This window comes from Nonomuraea solani, assembly GCF_900108335.1.
GTDB classification, from domain to species: domain Bacteria; phylum Actinomycetota; class Actinomycetes; order Streptosporangiales; family Streptosporangiaceae; genus Nonomuraea; species Nonomuraea solani.
On the sequence record NZ_FNVT01000011.1, the window covers coordinates 245624 to 262165 of the forward strand.

Consider the following 16542-nt stretch of genomic DNA (forward strand, 5'->3'; position numbering starts at 1 on the left):
GGCCGCCGCGTCACCCGGGATCGCCTGGGTGCGCGGAGATGTCGGGGAAATTGGGGGGTGATGGGGGGTGAAGAGAAAGTGAGCGGATCGTTTCGCCTTGTTGCCGCCCGACGCTAAGCGCTCGGTCCCGGCGGGGAAATACGTATGTGCATCGGTAGGACATACCGATAATTCCGTCGCGCCTGGTCATCAGGTACGTACGGGATAATCGACACCGTGCAGTTCGGCATCCTTGGGCCGCTCGTGGTGCGCTCACCCGGCGGCGAACCGGTCTCCGTGGGCGGTCCGCGTCCGCGCGCCCTGCTCGCGATGCTGCTGCTCGACGCGGGCCGGATGGTGAGCCTCGAACGCCTCATCGACGGCCAGTACGGCGACCGTCCGCCCGGTGGCGCGGCCAACGCCGTCCAGGCGCAGGTGTCCCGGCTGCGGCGGCACCTGCCGGCCGACCTGATCGAGTTCCACGGGACCGGCTACCGGCTGGCCGTGGACCGGGAGTGCGTGGACGCGCACCGGTTCGAGGACCTGTCGCTGGAGGGGCGCCGGCTGCTGGCCGCGGGGCGGCCCTTCCAGGCCGCCGCCTTGCTACGGGAGGGGCTGGGGCTGTGGCGGGGGCCGGCGTTCGCGGACGTGGCGGACGCGCCGTTCGCCGGGCCGCAGGTGGTGCGGCTGGAGGAGCTGCGGCTGGCGGCCACCGAGGACCTGTTCGCGGCGGAGCTGGAGCTGCCTGAGGCCAGTCCGGTGGCCGGGCTGCGCGAGCTGGTGGCCGCGCAGCCGCTTCGGGAGCGGGCGCGCGGGCTGCTCATGCGGGCCCTGCACGGGGCCGGGCGGGCGGCGGAGGCGCTGGAGGTCTTCGACGACGCGCGGCGGCTGCTGGCCGAGGAGCTCGGGACCGACCCGTCGCCCGAGCTCGCCGCCGTGCACCTGGACATTCTGCGCGGCGAACGGCGACGCACCGCCCTGACGGGGCCGCCCGTGCAGCTCAGCAGCTTCGTCGGGCGCGAGGAAGAACTCGCGAACCTGGCCGCCCTGCTCCCGAACGCCCACCCGAACACCACGGGCGGCCCGAACGCCACCGGTGGTCTGAACGCCGGCGGGCGCCCGGACATCACCGCCCGCCTGATCACCATCGTCGGGCCTGGTGGGACCGGTAAGACTCGGCTGGCCATCGAGGCCGCCCAGGCGGGTGCGGCGTGTTTCGTGGATCTGTCGCTCGTCGAGGGGGGCGGGCAGGTGGCGCGGGCCGTGCTCGGGGCGCTCGGGTTGCGGGAGCCGGCGTTGCTGCCGTCCGCCGCCGGTGGGCCCGATCCCACCGAACGGCTGGTGGCCGCGCTGGCCGGGCAGGAGCTGCTGCTCATCCTGGACAACTGCGAGCACGTCGTCGCCGAGGCCGCCACGTTCGCCCGGCGGCTGCTCGCCGCCTGTCCCGGCCTCACCGTCCTGGCCACCAGCAGGGAGCCGCTGGCGATCACCGGCGAGCGGCTGGTCCCGCTGGCGCCCCTGCCCACCCCGCCGGCCGACGGCGGCCCTGTCGGTGATCCCCTGGGCTATCCGGCGGTCAGGCTGTTCGCCGAGCGGGCGGCGGCCGTGCGGCAGGGGTTCTCGCTCGACGCCGGCAACCTGGACGCGGTGCTGCGGATCTGCGCGGCCCTGGACGGCCTGCCGCTGGCGATCGAGCTGGCGGCGGCTCGGGTGCGGACGTTCGGGGTCGCCGAGATCGCCGACCGGCTGGCCGAGCACGGCCGGTTCCGGTTGCTGTCGCGCGGCGACCGCACGGCCGCCGCCCGCCACCAGACGTTGCACGCCGTGGTGGAGTGGAGCTGGGGGTTGCTGGACGCCGGTGAGCAGCGGCTGGCCAGGCGGTTCGCGGTGTTCGCCGGGGGCGCGAGCCTGGAGGCGGTCGAACAGGTCTGCGGCCCAGAACCGGGCGGCGCTGAGCCCGTCGGCAGTGGACCCGTCGGCGCTGGGCCCGTCGGCGGTGAGCCCGTTGATGACGTGCTCGCCGGTCTGGTGGACAAGTCGCTGGTCGAGACGGACGGTGAGCGCTACCACATGCTCGACACCATCCGGCTGTTCTGCCTGGAACGACTGGTGGCGGCGGGTGAGGAGGAGCGGCTGCGGGAGGCCCACGCCGCCTGGTTCCTGGCCTTCGCGCGGCGGGCCGACGATCACCTCTACCGGAGCGAGCAGCTCGAATGGCTGGCCCGGTTGTCGGCGGACAACGCCAACCTGCAGGCGGCGCTGCGGTGGAGCGTGGAGCACGACAGGATGGCGGCGGCGCGGCTGGTGGCGGCGCTGGCGATGTACTGGTGGCTGAGCGGGCGGCGGGGTCAGGCCACCCGGCACGCCGCCCGGCTCCTCGACGCCCTCGACACCCTCGACACCCTCGGGGCCGAGCCGCCCGCCGAGATCGCCGAGGAATACGTACTGACCGTGCTGCACGCCGTACCGGAAGCGGGGTCGCCGCACTGGAAGCGGGCGCGCGCGATCGTCGAGTCACTCGGCCGGCCGGCCCGATACCGGTTCGGGGTGGCGTTGTGGGGCATGATCACCGGGCCGCCCGACGGGCCGGTGGCGACGGCACGAGGGCATCAGATGCTCGGGAGCGATCCGTGGAGCCGGGCTCTCGGACGGCTCAGCATCGCGCTGATCGCGCTGCTGAGCGGCTCCGTCGTGGCGGCGGAGCGGGAGTTCGAGTCGGTGCTGGCCGACTTCGGCGCGGTGGGCGAGCGCTGGGGGAAGGCGCAGGCGCTCGACCAGCTCGCCCTGGTAGCGAGCTGGCGCGGCGATTGGGCGCGCGCCATGGGGCTGTGGGGTACGGCGCTCGGCCTGCTGGAGGAGCTCGGGGCGCTCGACGAGCTCGTGGACGTGCTGGGGCGGCGGGCCGGCGCGCACTGGCGGGCGGGTGACACCGCGGCCGCCCGGGCCGACTACGAGCGGGCGGGCGAGCTCGAACGGCGGCTGGGACGGCCCGAGCTGATGGCGTGGGTGCAGTTGGAGCTGGGCGAGATCGCCCGGTTCGAGGGGGATCTCGCGGAGGCGGCCAGGCGGCTCGACTCGGCGCTGTCCGCCACGGGGAACGCCGCGTTCACCGCCGATGGGACCAGATCGCACGTGTACACGGCGCTGGGCCGGCTGGCCGAGGCGAACGGGGACATGGCGGATGCCGCCCGCAGGCACGACGCCGCCCTGGCAACCGCTCTGGGCTCCCCTCTGGCCACCGACCTCGCCGACGCCGCAGAGGGCCTGGCCGGTCACGCTCTCGCCGAGGCGGCACCCCGGCGGGCGGCGTTGCTGCTGGGGGTGGCGGTGGCGTTGCGAGGGATGGCGGTGGCCGGGGACCGGGATGTCGCGAAGGTCGCCGCCGGGGCGACCGAGGCGCTGGGAGCCGAGGGGTTCGCGGCGGCGTACGCCAAGGGGGCGGCGCTGTCGAGGGAGGCGGCGCTGACGGTGCTGCGGGAGGCCGTCGACCGGTAGCCACCCCGCTGACAGTGCCGCGGGAGGCTCACGACCGGTAGCCGCCCTGCTGACAGTGCCGCGGGACGTTGTCAGCCGGTGGTCGTCCCGCTGTCAGTGGCGGCGGCGAGGCTGCCGGGCATGCGCAACACCAACGTCCTCATCTCCGGCGCCAGCATCGGCGGCCCCGCCCTCGCCCACTGGCTGACCCGCCACGGCTACACCGTCACCGTGGTCGAGAAGGCCCCCGTCCTTCGCACCGGCGGCCAGGCCGTCGACTTCAAGGGCGCGACCCACCTCACCGTCCTCGACCGCATGGGCGTCCTGGAAGACGTGCGGCGGCTGCGGACCGGCGGCACCGACCAGGAGATCGTGGACGCCCACGGCCGCAAGGTGGCGGTCGTGCCGGGCGAGTTCACCGGCGGCGACCTGGAGATCAGGCGCGGCGACCTGGCCAGGCTCCTCTACGAGCACACGGCGGCCCACTGCGAGTACGTCTTCGGCGACTCGATCACGTCACTCACCGAGACCCCCGACGGCGTCCACGTCACCTTCGAACGCTCCGCACCCCGTACGTTCGGCCTGGTCGTGGGCGCGGACGGCATCCACTCGAACGTGCGCCGCCTCGCCTTCGGCCCCGAGTCCGACTATGTGCGCTTCCTCGGCCACTACTACGCCCTGGTAGAGATCGAGGGGGAATTCGGCGGGATGCCCCAGATGTACAACGAGCCGGGCAGGATGGTCGCCGTGGGCGGCCCGAAGGCGCCGGCGTTCTTCGTGTTCGCCTCCGAGCGGCTCGACTACGACCGCTACGACCCGCGCGGCCAAAAGGACATCCTGGCCCGCGTCTACAAGGGCATGGGCTGGCGGGCACCGGCGGTCATGGCGGCGGTGGACCGGTCGGAGGACGTCTATCTCGACTCGATCAGCCAGGTCAGGATCGACCGCTACAGCCAGGGCCGGGTGGTGCTGCTGGGCGACTCGGCGTACGGCAACACCCTGGGCGGCTTCGGCAGCGGGCTGGCCATGGTGGGCGCGTACGTGCTGGCGGGCGAGCTGGCCGCGGCCGGCGGCGATCACCGGGTGGCCTTCGCCGAGTACGAGAGGCTGATGCGCGGATACGCCAAAATGGCCAAGAACGGCAACGCGGGCCCCTTCCTCGCCCCCGCGACCCCCGCCCGGCTCCGGATGCGCAACTGGATGTTCAAATACCGCTTCCTGCTCCGTTTGATGATGAAAATGGGCGACAAGTTCGCCACGGACATCGAGCTCAAGAACTACTGAACTTTCCGATCACGGGCGGCATCCAATCCCGGCATGAGAACACTTCACGCCTTGGCCGCGCTGCCCATCGCCGCGACGCTGGCGCTGATCGCATTGCCCGCCGAGGCGTCCGCCCGCCCCGCCTGCCCCGCCCCGTCCAAGGCGGAGCTGAAGCGGACCGAGCCCGACCGGCCGGCCAGGGGTACGAAGGCCATCAAGGGTGTGCGCGTCGGCCACCTGCCGAAGGGGTTCACCTACGGCGAGGTGGTGGCGAACAGGCACCACGGCATGACCGAGTACGGCTACCTGTGGGCTGATGACCGCGACGACGTGGACCGCGCGCACCGGTCGTTGTGGGTCCGGGTCGCGTGCCGGCCCGGGGTGACCAAGCTCGCCCAGCTCAAGAAGGTGCCGTTCCAGGAGGGGCGGTTCACCGACACCACGACCCTGAAGGTCGGCAGCCGCGAGGTGCTGACCAGGGACGGCGATGGCGCGCTGGGCCACGGGCGCTACGCCGGCTGGGTGGAGCGCGACGGCGTCGTGGTCACCGTGATGGCCAGCGAGCCCCTCGTTCCCGAACTGGTCAAGATCATCAAGTCGATCAGGCTCTGAGCAGCCCGGCCCCGCCGTCCACGCGCATCAGCGGCGGGCCGTCCAGCAGGGGGAGGTCGTCCGGGCCGAGGTGCCAGTCCTGGACCGGCACCAGGCCGGGCCCGATCAGCTCGAACCCGTCGAACAACCGCAGGACCTCCGCCCGCGTGCGGAACCTGGCCTGCGCGGGCGAGCCGGCCGTCGCCATCCGGAGTCGCTCGATCGCCTCGGGGGCGCTCTCGGCCATGGAGTGCGAGATCACCAGCGCGCTATCGGGGACCATGCGCTTCCTGAAGGCGTCCACGATCCCGGCCGGGTCCTCCTCGTCCATGACGTAGTGCAGGACGCCGACCATCAGCACGCACAGCGGCTGGTCGAAGTCGATCAGCCCGCTGACGTGGGGGTCGGCGAACAGCTCGGCGGGACGGCGCAGGTCGGCCTGGATGCCGGCGACGCCCGGGGCGTCGGCCAGCAGCGCCTGGGCGTGCAGGCGCACCATGGGGTCGTGGTCCACGTAGATCACCCGGCAGGCCGGGCTCACCGCGCGGACGGTCTCGTGGATGCTGGGCGAGGTCGGGATGCCGGTGCCCAGGTCGATGAACTGGCGCAGGCCACGCTCGGCCAGATGCCTGACCACCTCGATCTGAAAGCGGCGGTTGGCCCTGGCCACCAGGCGGGCGTCGGGGGCGACGGCGAGGAGCCTGTCGGCCACCGCCCGGTCCACCGCCAGGTGGTCCTTGCCGCCGAGGAGGTAGTCGTAGACCCGGGCGGAGCTCGGAACCGTGGGATCGACACCGGGCGGAACGCGTTCTAGCTCGGTCACAGGGGCCGTCTCCTTCGCCGGATCAGCCCATCCTACTCGCGAGTAGCTAACGTCCGGCGGCAGTCGGCATGAATTAGAGCCTCATGACCGATGCGCTCGGGGCACAAGCCTGTGCATCCTGGTGGGGACGGGTCCGGCGCGGGCCTCGTTCCGGACCTGAGAGGAGTCACGAGGGCATGGACAACGCGGCAGGCCGCCCTACCGTGATCTTGGACAACGGCGTCGTCGGCAGGGTCATGCTGGCGCACCCGCCCCGGCGCGACCTCGTGCTGGTGCTCGGCATGAACGGCACCCTGTTGAGCTGTCAGCTCGACGAGATCGCCTGCGTGGTCGGCGGCAAGCCGCTGTGCCGCGACGGCTGAGCCCCGGCAAGGCGACGCCGAGCTCCTAGCCCTGGGAGATCAGGCCGCCCATCAGACCGGCCGCCGAGAAGTCGTTGGTGAGCCGGTTCTTGGTGAGCGCGAACGTCGTGCCCGTCGCAGTGTCGGCCCAGGCCGAGCTGCCGCCGGCGCCCGCCATCCCGAACGTCGTCGGGCTCGGCTCGGTGCTGGAGGCCGGGTCGCCGATGCCGAAACCGAGCCCCCAGGTCGACGGCATGCCGAACACCTCGTCCATGCCACTCGACGCCACGGCCGTGACCTCGCGCAGTCGCTCGGCAGAGATCAGCCGTGTCCCGTCCACCTCGCCGAGCAGCGCCGCGTACATCCGCGCGATCGCCCTGGCCGAGGTCTTGCCGCCCGCCGGAATGTCGGCCGACAGGTAGTCGGGCCGGTTGCCCAGCTCCGCGTTCGGCATCAGCGTCATCGGCGCGGCCCTGAACATCGGCAGGTCCGCTGGCATCTCCCCGAACGCCGACATGTCCGCCGGCGCGTCCTCCAGCCTGGCCAGCCGCGCGTGCTCCTTCTCGGGCATCCCGAAGTAGAGCTCATCGGCCACGCCCAGCGGCGTGGTGACCTCCTCCAGCAGCACCTGGGAGATGGGCTTGCCGGTCACCCGCCGGACGATCTCGCCCACCAGGAAGCCGAACGTGTAGGCGTGGTAGCCGACCTTGGTGCCCGGCTCCCACCACAGCTCGGCGTCCTCCAGCGCGGCGACCATCTTGCCCCAGTCGCAGACGTCCTCGGGCGTGGTGTCCAGGGGGACGCCGGGCACGCCGGCCGTGTGCGAGAGCACGTGGCGTACGGTGACGCCCTGCTTGCCGTGCCGCGCGAACTCCGGCCACAGCTCGGCCACCGGCGTGTCATAGCCGAACAGCCCCCGCTCAGCGAGTAGGTGCGCGACCGTCGCGGTGGCGCCCTTGCCGATCGAGAAGTTGTAGAAGGGCGTATCGGACGTCACGGGGCGGCCCGTCCCTGGGTCGGCGACGCCCGCGACCACGTCCACGATCTGGACGCCCTCCCGGTAGGCGGCCACCTGGAGCCCGCGCTCCTCGCCCGACTCGACGAGGCGGTCGGCGGCTTCCTGCACCTGCTTCTGGAGATCGCTCATGATCTGTCCTTCCCGCGTTTCGGAACTAGACGGTACAGTACTGACATCAGTACGGAACTGTCTAGTACTGTGTTGGGCATGGCACCTGAAGAGGACGGCCGGACGGCACGCAAGCGCAGGCAGATCCTGGAGGCGGCGCTGCCCGTCTTCCTGCGCAACGGCTACGTCGGCGCGAGCATGGACGAGGTGGCCTCACTGGCCGCGGTGTCGAAGCAGACCGTCTACAAACACTTCACCGACAAGGAACAGCTCTTCACCAGCATCATCCTGGACACCACCGGCCAGGTGGACGGGCTGGCCAAGATGATCACAGCGGCCCTCGACGACAGCGACGACCTGGAGAAGGACCTCGGCGAGCTGGCCCGCCGCTTCCTCGACGCGATCCTGCACCCCGACGTGCTGCGGCTGCGCCGGCTGATCATCGCCGAGGCCGACCGCTTCCCCGACCTCGGCCGGGCCTGGTACGAGCAGGGCTTCGAGCGCTCGCTGAAGACCATGGCCACGGCGTTCGAGCGGCTGGCCGGCCGCGGCCTGCTCCGCCTCGACGACCCGCAGCTCGCCGCCGAGCACTTCGCCGGCCTGCTGCTGTGGATCCCGGTGAACAAGGTGATGTTCTCGGGCGGCGGCGGCGAGCACTACACGGAGGCCGACCGCGAACGCCTGTCGGAGGCCGCGGTGACGGTGTTCCTGCGCGCCTACGCTAGTTCAGGTACCGCCTGAGCCCGGCGGCCAGGGAGGTGGCCATGCGCTTGCGGAAGGCGGCGTCGGACATCTTGGCGGCGTCGCCGTCGTTGCGCATGTTGCCGCACTCGATGAACACCGCCGGCCGCTTCGACAGGTTGAGCCCGCCCAGGTCGGTGCGCGTCTGCAGGCCGTTTCGCGCGGTGTAGGTGGCGTACGGCAGGCCGGTGCCGGCGCGGAAGGCGTCGCGGATGGCCCGCCCGAGCCTGCGGGAGGGCTTGATCACGTCGTCGTTGTGCCCGGGCAGCAACCCGGGCATGATCACGTGGAACCCGTGCCCGCCCGGCGCGGCCCCGTCGCCGTGGATCGACACGACCGCGTCCGCCCTGGCCTCGTTGCCGATGGCGGCCCGCTCGGTGACGCAGGGGCCCACGCCCTTGTCGTCGGGCCGGGTGAGCACGACCTTGGCGCCCAGTTTCTCCAGCATCGGCTTGAGGTCGTTGGCGACGTCCCAGGTGAAGGCGTGCTCCGTGTAGCCGTCGTCGGTCTCGGTGCCGGTGGTGTTGCACGCCTTGCGGCCGTTGATGATGTCGACCTGACGGTTGATCTCCTCGGGATGCGCGGCGTTGCCGCCGTTGTGCCCGGGGTCGATCACCACGACCTTCCCGGCCAGCGGCTCTCTGAGAGGCGAGACGGTCGGCGTCGCCTGGTACGCGGCGGGCGCGGCGCCCCCGCAGGCGGTGGACAGCACCAGCGTGGCCACCACCACGGGTCCGGCTCGGTAGGCGCGCATGCACCGACCGTACCGGCCACCGACCGCCGAACCCATGACCTAGCCTGACCTGGGATTTCGTGTCGTTTTGCGGATCAGGTACGGCGGCATCGCCAGCGCGTCCAGGCCGGTCGAGCGCAGGACCTCGATCGCGTGCTCCGGCGTCTCGGCCGGCGGGTCCCCGAGCGCGGCGTTGATCAGCACCGGGACGCCCGTGCGCTCGTGCCACCTGGTCAGCAGCGCGTGCAGGAACGGGGTGGCGACCGGCTCGACCGTCCGCGGCCTGGCCGTGCCGTCCACGTGCGTGATCCCCGGCAGCAGATCGCGGAACTCCGGGCGGACGGCGACCGTGGCCTGTGTGACCGGGCGGTCCACGTCGAAGATCCGCTCGGTGTGGCCGGCCAGCACCAGCGACCCCAGCGGCCGGAACCACTCATTTCCCAGCACCTCGAACGTGAGGTGGTCCTGGAGGTAGCGCGGGTCGGCGAGGACGCTCCGGTTGCCCAGCGTCCTCGGGCCCGACTCGCTGCGGCCCTGGTGCAGGCCCACCACGAGCCCGCTCGCCAGCAGCGCGGTGATCTCGCCGGCCAGGTCGGCGGGGCGCTCGGCGTACAGGCCGGCGGGCAGGTCGGGACGCTCGGCGTGCAGGCCGATGGGCAGGGCGCGGACGGCCGCCTCGATCGCGCTCTCGTCAGGGTCGGGCCCGAGGAAGTCGTCGGTCCAGCGGAACCGGCTGTCCACGCCGAGGCAGGCGATGAGGCCGTACAGGGCGCAGCCCACGGCGGTGCCGCCGTCGTGCGGGCTGGGCGGGACGAACACCTCGCGGAACGGGGACGCGCGGACGAGCCGCCCGTTGGCCGGGGAGTTCAGCGCGGAGTCGCCGGCGTACACCAGCGCGTCCAGGCCGGTCCGCTCGTGCAGCCAGTCCGCCAGGCGGGCCAGCGCCCGTTCGAAGGCGCGCTGACCGGCGGCGGCCAGGTTCGCGGCCCGGCGGAACGCGCCGCCGCCCGGCTCGTAGACGAAGGCGTCGCCGCGGCCGAAGACCTCCAGCCACTCCGGCGGGACGTGCACCTCGTGGCCGCGTACGTCGAGGTCGGGCAGGCCGAGCGCGTCCGGGTCGCCGTACGGCGCCAGCCCCGTCACCCTGTCTTGCTCCTCTTCGTCCGGCCAGAGCATGTCCGTCACCAGCGCGAAGAAGGCGCCGAGCCCGGCCGGCCGGTCCCAGTCGCCGTCCCAGAGCTGCTTGGCCAGGCACTCGACGCCCTCCTCGCGCGAGCACCGGTAGAACGAGCCGACCTCCAGCAGGTCGCCGTCCGTGCCCGGCGGCAGCTCGACGTGCTCGGTGAAGTCCGCGGCCCTGCTCCCCCGTACGTCGATCACGAGCCCGGCCGCCCGCTCGAACGGCGAGGGCGGGAAGGCGCTGTAGAGGTGTGAGAGGTGGTGCGAGACGAGCACGATCGGCGCGCCGTCCTTCAGGCTGAGGGTCGCGCGCGCCTCCTGCTGGTACGCGACGGCGTGCTCGATCTCGGTGTCGGAGGAATATCCCTCCACGACCAGGTCCACCGGCTCCTTGAGCAGGGGCATGGCGGGCAGGTACCGGTCGGGCAGGTCGCCCAGGCGGCCCCAGTGGTGCTTGCGGCGGCTGACGCGCTCTTTCTGCAGGCTGTACATGCCCGACTCGCCCACCGCGACCGCGATAGAGCCATCTTGGGTGCGATTTACACCGACAACAATGGGAAAGTCCGTCATCTCGGTCCCTCCTGGTTGTGCTCCCCGCCACCGATTACCCCAGGTCAGAACAAGTGGATCTCCCGACCGCGTAAGGGGCACGTGATGAACCGGACAACGAGAACGTGGCGGGCAGGGCGCTGGCCGCTGCCGGAATTCCGCCGCACCATACGAGGCGCGCCAAGACACCCCCTGGAAGGACCACGATGCGTACAGCGGACTCCGGCTCGCTCGCCGCCGACCGGCTCGGGGCGCCCTCCGTCGTCTACTTCGTCCTGTCGGCCGCCGCGCCGCTCACCGTCGTCGCCGGCATCGTCACCACCGGCTACGCCATCACCGGGATCACCGGGCTGCCGATCGCCTTTCTCGTGGTGGGGGCCGTGCTGGCGGTGTTCGCGGTGGGATATGTGGCGATGGCCCGGCACATCGCCAACGCCGGCGCGTTCTACACCTACGTCAGCAGGGGGCTCGGCCGTCCCGCGGGGATCGCGGCCGCGTGGGTGGCGCTGGTCGCGTACAACACGCTGCAGGTGGCCCTCTACGGCGCGTTCGGGGTGGCGGTGGCGCCGCTGCTCGAAGCCTGGCTGGGCGTCACGCCCGCGTGGTGGGCGATCGCGCTGGTCGCCTGGGTGCTGGTGGCGGGCCTGGGCGTGCTGCGGGTGGACGTCAACGGGCGGCTGCTGGCGGTGCTGCTGACCGCCGAGATCGCGGTGATCCTGCTGTTCGACCTGGCCGACCTGATCAACCCGGCGGACGGCGTCTACTCGGTCGAGACGCTGTCGCCGGCCGCGCTGTTCGTGCCGGGCGTGGGGGCGCTGCTGGTGCTCGCGACGCTCGGGTTCGTCGGGTTCGAGTCGTCGGTGGTGTTCTCGGAGGAGAGCCGGAACCCGCGTCGTACGGTGCCGGCGGCCACGTACGCGTCCGTGGCGATCATCGCCGTCCTGTACGCGCTCTCGGCCTGGGCCATGACGGTCGCCACCGGCCCCGGCCGGATCGTCACCGTGACCCAGCGCTACCAGGCGGACACCATCTTCGCCCTCGCGCACATCCATCTCGGCGGCACCGTGGTGAACATCGCCCGGGTGCTCTTCGTGACCAGCGTCTTCGCCGCGATGATCTCCTTCCACAACACCACCGCCCGCTACTTCTTCGCGCTCGGCCGCGAGCGGGTGCTGCCGTCGCTCTTCGGCCGCACGCACGCGCGCACCGGCGCGCCGGTGGCGGGCTCGATCACACAGAGCGTGCTCGGGCTGGCCGTCATCGTGCTGTACGCGATCCTGGGGCTCGATCCGCTGGTGCGGTTGTTCTTCTATGGCGGCTCGTTCGGCGGGCTCGGGGTGCTGCTGCTGATCTTCGTGACCGCCATCGCGATCATCGTCTACTTCTCCCGCGAACCGGGCGGCGAGACGCTCTCCCGGCGGGTGATCGCCCCCGTCGTGTCGGTGATCGCGCTGGCCGTGATGGTGTGGCTGGCGCTGGACAACTTCCCGACCCTGCTCGGCGTGCCGGAGGGCCACCCGCTCGCCTGGCTGCTGCCCGCGGTCTACGGCGTCACCGCCGTACTTGGGGCGGTATGGGCGCTTGTGCTGCGGTCCGGGCAGCCCGCCGTTTACGCTCTTGTGGGGATGGGCGCCCAGGCGGCCACCGCCCAGGACACCGCATGACGCATGAGAGGAGACCTGGGCCCATGGGAAAGACCTTCACGATGAGGCCGGCCATCCGACGGGCCACGGCCGACGACGCGGAGCAGGTCGCCGACCTCGTCGCGATCGCGTTCGCCGGGCTGCGGTCGGCGTCCTACCTGGTGCCCGTCCGCAGGGAGCGGCGCAGGGTGATGACGGCCAACCTGCGGATCCTCGTCGACCACGCCGTCGAGCACGGCGAGATCCACCTGATCGACGATGGCCCGGCCGTCGCGGTCTGGTTCCCGCACGTGTCGCCGCTGCCTCCGCCGCATGACTACGACCGGCGGCTGGCCGAGGCCACGGGTGAGTGGGTGGAGCGGTTCCGGGCGCTCGACGAGCTGTTCGATCGGCATCTGCCCGCGGCGCCGTTCCATCGGCTGGCCTTTCTGGCGGTCCACCCCGACCGGCAGAACGAGGGGCTCGGGACGGCGTTGCTCCGGCACCACCATGCCCGGCTGAACGGTATGCCGGCGTACCTGGAGGCGAGTGACCCGCGCAACCGCGATCTCTACGCCCGGCACGGTTATCAGGGGCTGGCGCCGTACACGCTGCCCGACGGGGCGATGGTCTGGCCGATGTGGCGGCCTGGGTCGCCCGATTCGTGAAACCGATTTGTGAACCGTCACAGATTTGACCGCTGACATTTACTCTCCTGTCCAGTTCACAGAATGACGAGCATGGCTCATCGTGTGCATGCGAATCGAACTGCGATCAGGGGAGAGCCGCCATGCGCCGCCGTACGTTCATCACCGCCATGTCCGCCGCGGTCGCGTTCTCGGGGGCGGTGTGGCATGAGGCGGTCGCCTCGGTGTCGGCCGGGGCGAGCCCCTACGGGCCGCTCGGCGCCCCGGACGCCAACGGCATGGCGTTACCCTCCGGCTTCACCGGCCGCGTCGTGGCCAGGTCGGGCCGGAGCGTCGGCGGCATCCTCTGGCACCCGGCTCCCGACGGCGGCGCCTGCTTCGCCGACGGCACCGGCTGGATCTACGTGTCCAACTCCGAGGTGCCGCTGGTCGGCGGGGCGTCGGCGATCAAGTTCAGGGCCGACGGGTCGATCGAGCGGGCCTACCGGATCCTCAGCGGCACCAGCGTCAACTGCGCCGGCGGCGCCACCCCCTGGAACACCTGGCTGTCGTGCGAGGAGATCTTCCGCGGCCGGGTGCACGAGACGTGCCCGCTCGGCGGCACCGCCCGCGCCCGCCCCGCCATGGGCCGCTTCAAGCACGAGGCCGCCGCCTGCGACCCCGACCACCGGGTCATCTACCTGACCGAGGACGAGACCGACGGCTGTCTCTACCGCTTCGCCCCCACCACCTGGGGCGACCTGTCCAGCGGCCGGCTCGACGTGCTGTGCGCCCTCAGCGGCGACGCCGTCGAATGGCGCCAGGTCCCCGACCCGCAGCCCGGCATCCTGTCGCGCCAGACCCGGCACCAGGTCTCGGCGGCCAGGCACTTCAACGGCGGCGAGGGCTGCCACTACGCCGGTGGCGTCTGCTACTTCACCGCGAAGGGCGACCGCAAGGTCTGGGCGTACGACACCGCCCGCCAGACCGTGACCGCGATCTACGACGGCACGGGCACGCTCGACGGCGTCGACAACATCACCGGGCGCCCCTCCGGCGACCTCTACGTCGCCGAGGACGGCGGCAACATGGAGATCAACATCATCACGCCCGACGGCGTGGTCGCCCCCGTCATGCGGCTCGACGGCCAGAGCGGCTCGGAGATCACCGGGCCCGCCTTCTCCCCCGACGGCCGGCGGCTCTACTTCTCCTCCCAGCGCGGCACCAGCGGCGAGTCCGCGGGCACCGGAGGCATCACCTACGAGGTGACCGGCCCCTTCCGCCGCTGAACCCCCCATCCCGAAGGAGCCCCCCTCATGGTGCGACGTACGTTCACCCTGCTCGCAGCCCTCCTCCTCGCGCTGACCCTGGTGCCGCCCGCGCACGCCGCCCAGGCCGAGATCTACGTGGCGCTCGGCGACTCCGCCGCCTCGGGGCCGCTCGTGCCGAACCAGATCGGCCCCGACTTCGGCTGCCTGCGCTCCGACCGCAACTACGCCCACCTCACCGCCCAGAACATCGGCGCGAGCACGTTACGCGACGTCACCTGCTCCGGCGCCGACACCACGGACATGTACCAGCCGCAGAGCACCGAACTCGGCGACGTACCACCCCAGCTCGACGCCCTCACCCCGGACACCACGCTGGTCACCGTGCAGATCGGCGCCAACGACGTCGGGCTGACCGGCTTCATCGAGGACTGCCTGAACCTGCTGCCCCCGCCCATCGGCGACGCCTGCAACGACGACTACATCGAGAACGGCCAGGACACCTGGCGGCTCAAGACCGACGCGCTGCGGCCCCGGCTGACCACGCTGGTCTCCGACATCCGCGCCCGCGCCCCGCAGGCCCGGATCTTCGTGGTCGGCTACGCGACCTACGCCCGGCCGAACGGCTGCTATCCGCGCGTTCCGATCATCCGGGCGGACGCGAACTACATCAGGGCCACGCTCCTGTACTTCAACCAGATGCTGGCCGAGCAGGCCGCCGGAGCCGGGGCCGGCTTCATCGACCTGCAGACCCCGAGCGTCGGCCACGACCCGTGCACCGCGCCCGGCGTGCGGTGGATCGAGCCGTACGTCCCCGCCGCCCCCGCCGCGCCGTTCCACCCGAACGCGCTCGGGATGCGCGGTTTCGCCGTCGCCGTGACGGCGGCGGTCACCGGGGTCCTGTGAGGCGGCGCGCGGCCAGCGCGGCTCCGATGCGCTGGAGGTGCGCCGGGTTCACCGGGTCGAGCCCGGTCAGGCTGACCGCCCTGCGCAGGCGGTAGTCGACGGTGTTCGGGTGCACGTGCAGCAGCTCAGCCGTGCGCCGCCGGTCGAGGCCCATGTCCAGGTACGCCTTGAGCGTCCTGAGCAGGTCGGGGTTGTCGAGCAGCGGGTCGAGCAGCCCGGCGAGCGCGGCGGTGGCCTCGCTGGATCTGGTGAGCTGGTATTCGAGCAGCACGTCGGCCAGGTGGTAGGCGCCTGGGGGACGGTCGAAGATCCGTACGACGTCGAGGACCTCCTCGGCCAGCCGGGCCGCCGCCGGCACGGCCGCCGGGGGCGCGGAGGCGGCGGCCAGCCACACGGGCACGCCCGCCGCCTCACCGGCCGCCCGCGCCAGGTCGGCGGTCTCAGGCTCCTGGTTCCGCAGCGGGATCAGGACGAGCCCGCCCGCCGTGTCCAGGGCGGGCAGGACCGGCTCGGCCACGTACCGCTGGAGCGCGCTCCTGATCCGGCGTAACTTGCGCCGCCCGGCGATCGCCGCGCCCGGCCCGTCCTCGTCGGGATGCCGGCCCGCCGCGATGGCCAGGACCAGGTAGCGCGGCGCCAGCCGGACCCCCGCGAGCGCCGCGCGCTCGCCGCCGTCGCCGCCGAGCAGCGCGGCGACGGTGGCGTGCATGGCGTGCTGCTCCTGGCTGAGCAGGCTCTCCCGCTCCTCCAGGTAGGCGGTGCACACGGCCGTCGTCGCGGCCTCCAGGTAGAGCAGCATGATCCGGTTGGCCTCCAGCACGTCGTCGAGGTCGCCGGGCCCCGCGTCGGCGAACAGCTCCTCCGCGATCATGCGCGCCCCCAGATGGTAGGCCGCGAGCAGCGCTTCGAGCGGGACGCCCTCCTGGGCGCGGCGGGCCGCCGAGTCGCGCAGCGGCGCCAGCCCGGCCCTGGCGGGCGGGCGGCGGTCACGGAAGACTCGCGCGACCAGGCGCAGGTTGTGCTCGGTGATGGCGGTGATGTCGCCGTCGAGCTCCTCTTGCGGCAGCCGCCGGTAGAGCGGGATCTGCTCGGCGAAGCCTCGCACGAGCCGCCTGGCCAGCTTGGGGACCTGACGTTCGAGCACCTCGTGCACGGGACGCCCGGCCAGGGTGAGGGCGCGGACCACGCTCGAACCCTGCCAGAACAAGGGCCCCGGCCACCACCCCCGATGTGCCTCCTACAGGCCGGTCACCTTGAGCCGGACCCGGTAGGAGTGGGTCAGTGGTGCAGAGCACAGGGCGTACGTAACGTTTGACACAGT

14 protein-coding genes are annotated in these 16542 nt (G+C 72.1%); 9 read left to right on the forward strand and 5 right to left on the reverse strand.

Translation table 11 applies throughout. From position 1 onward, the window contains the following. Window positions 1-216: 216 nt before the first annotated feature. From C4V41_RS34420 to C4V41_RS34430, 3 genes are all read left to right on the forward strand, one after another. Window positions 217-3474 (forward strand): BTAD domain-containing putative transcriptional regulator, encoded by a 3258-nt coding sequence (locus C4V41_RS34420; protein ID WP_103960149.1) that lies wholly within the window; start codon window positions 217-219, stop codon window positions 3472-3474. 120 nt (window positions 3475-3594) lie between these two features. Next, entirely contained in the window at window positions 3595-4737 is a 1143-nt protein-coding gene (locus tag C4V41_RS34425) for an FAD-dependent monooxygenase (protein WP_103960281.1), read from the forward strand. 33 nt (window positions 4738-4770) lie between these two features. Further along, window positions 4771-5328, forward strand: a complete 558-nt coding sequence (locus C4V41_RS34430) for a hypothetical protein (RefSeq protein WP_103960150.1) — start codon at window positions 4771-4773, stop codon at window positions 5326-5328. On the opposite strand, the gene C4V41_RS34435 is transcribed toward C4V41_RS34430, so the two are convergent. Then, a complete protein-coding gene (locus tag C4V41_RS34435; RefSeq protein WP_103960151.1) occupies window positions 5318-6130 on the reverse strand; it encodes an SAM-dependent methyltransferase in 813 nt (270 codons plus the stop codon). The two genes, C4V41_RS34430 and C4V41_RS34435, sit on opposite strands and share 11 nt — an antisense overlap. Before the next feature lie 176 nt (window positions 6131-6306). Between C4V41_RS34435 and C4V41_RS34440 the strand changes: the two genes are divergently transcribed. Continuing rightward, on the forward strand, window positions 6307-6492 hold the full coding sequence (locus tag C4V41_RS34440) for a hypothetical protein (protein ID WP_103960152.1): 186 nt from the start codon (window positions 6307-6309) through the stop codon (window positions 6490-6492). A gap of 25 nt (window positions 6493-6517) precedes the next feature. Here the strand turns inward: C4V41_RS34440 and C4V41_RS34445 are convergent, their stop codons facing one another. Next, window positions 6518-7618 carry a serine hydrolase domain-containing protein gene (locus C4V41_RS34445; RefSeq protein ID WP_103960153.1) on the reverse strand — a complete coding sequence of 367 codons (1101 nt, stop codon included), beginning with the start codon at window positions 7616-7618 and terminating at the stop codon, window positions 6518-6520. 78 nt (window positions 7619-7696) lie between these two features. Between C4V41_RS34445 and C4V41_RS34450 the strand changes: the two genes are divergently transcribed. Beyond that, window positions 7697-8338 carry a TetR/AcrR family transcriptional regulator gene (locus C4V41_RS34450; RefSeq protein ID WP_103960154.1) on the forward strand — a complete coding sequence of 214 codons (642 nt, stop codon included), beginning with the start codon at window positions 7697-7699 and terminating at the stop codon, window positions 8336-8338. Here the strand turns inward: C4V41_RS34450 and C4V41_RS34455 are convergent. Then, on the reverse strand, window positions 8319-9092 hold the full coding sequence (locus C4V41_RS34455; protein ID WP_103960282.1) for an N-acetylmuramoyl-L-alanine amidase: 774 nt from the start codon (window positions 9090-9092) through the stop codon (window positions 8319-8321). The two genes, C4V41_RS34450 and C4V41_RS34455, sit on opposite strands and share 20 nt — an antisense overlap. A 39-nt stretch (window positions 9093-9131) precedes the next feature. Next, window positions 9132-10742: a carbamoyltransferase C-terminal domain-containing protein gene (locus tag C4V41_RS34460; protein WP_235030547.1), complete on the reverse strand. Its 1611-nt coding sequence runs from the start codon at window positions 10740-10742 to the stop codon at window positions 9132-9134. A 263-nt stretch (window positions 10743-11005) separates the two neighbouring features. Here C4V41_RS34460 and C4V41_RS34465 point away from each other — a divergent pair, with 263 nt between their 5' ends. The 4 genes from C4V41_RS34465 to C4V41_RS34480 all read left to right on the forward strand — a co-directional run bounded on the left by C4V41_RS34465 (window position 11006) and on the right by C4V41_RS34480 (window position 15221). Then, window positions 11006-12463 carry an APC family permease gene (locus C4V41_RS34465; protein WP_103960156.1) on the forward strand — a complete coding sequence of 486 codons (1458 nt, stop codon included), beginning with the start codon at window positions 11006-11008 and terminating at the stop codon, window positions 12461-12463. Between the two features lie 23 nt (window positions 12464-12486). Continuing rightward, entirely contained in the window at window positions 12487-13089 is a 603-nt protein-coding gene (locus tag C4V41_RS34470; RefSeq protein WP_200824430.1) for a GNAT family N-acetyltransferase, read from the forward strand. Between the two features lie 122 nt (window positions 13090-13211). Then, a complete protein-coding gene (locus C4V41_RS34475; RefSeq protein WP_103960157.1) occupies window positions 13212-14336 on the forward strand; it encodes an alkaline phosphatase PhoX in 1125 nt (374 codons plus the stop codon). A gap of 27 nt (window positions 14337-14363) precedes the next feature. After that, window positions 14364-15221 carry an SGNH/GDSL hydrolase family protein gene (locus C4V41_RS34480; protein WP_103960158.1) on the forward strand — a complete coding sequence of 286 codons (858 nt, stop codon included), beginning with the start codon at window positions 14364-14366 and terminating at the stop codon, window positions 15219-15221. On the opposite strand, the gene C4V41_RS34485 is transcribed toward C4V41_RS34480, so the two are convergent. Next, the gene (locus C4V41_RS34485) at window positions 15205-16407 is read right to left on the reverse strand and encodes a PucR family transcriptional regulator (protein WP_103960284.1); all 1203 of its coding nucleotides are present in this window, start codon (window positions 16405-16407) and stop codon (window positions 15205-15207) included. The genes C4V41_RS34480 and C4V41_RS34485 overlap by 17 nt on opposite strands. Between the last annotated feature and the right edge of the window lie 135 nt (window positions 16408-16542).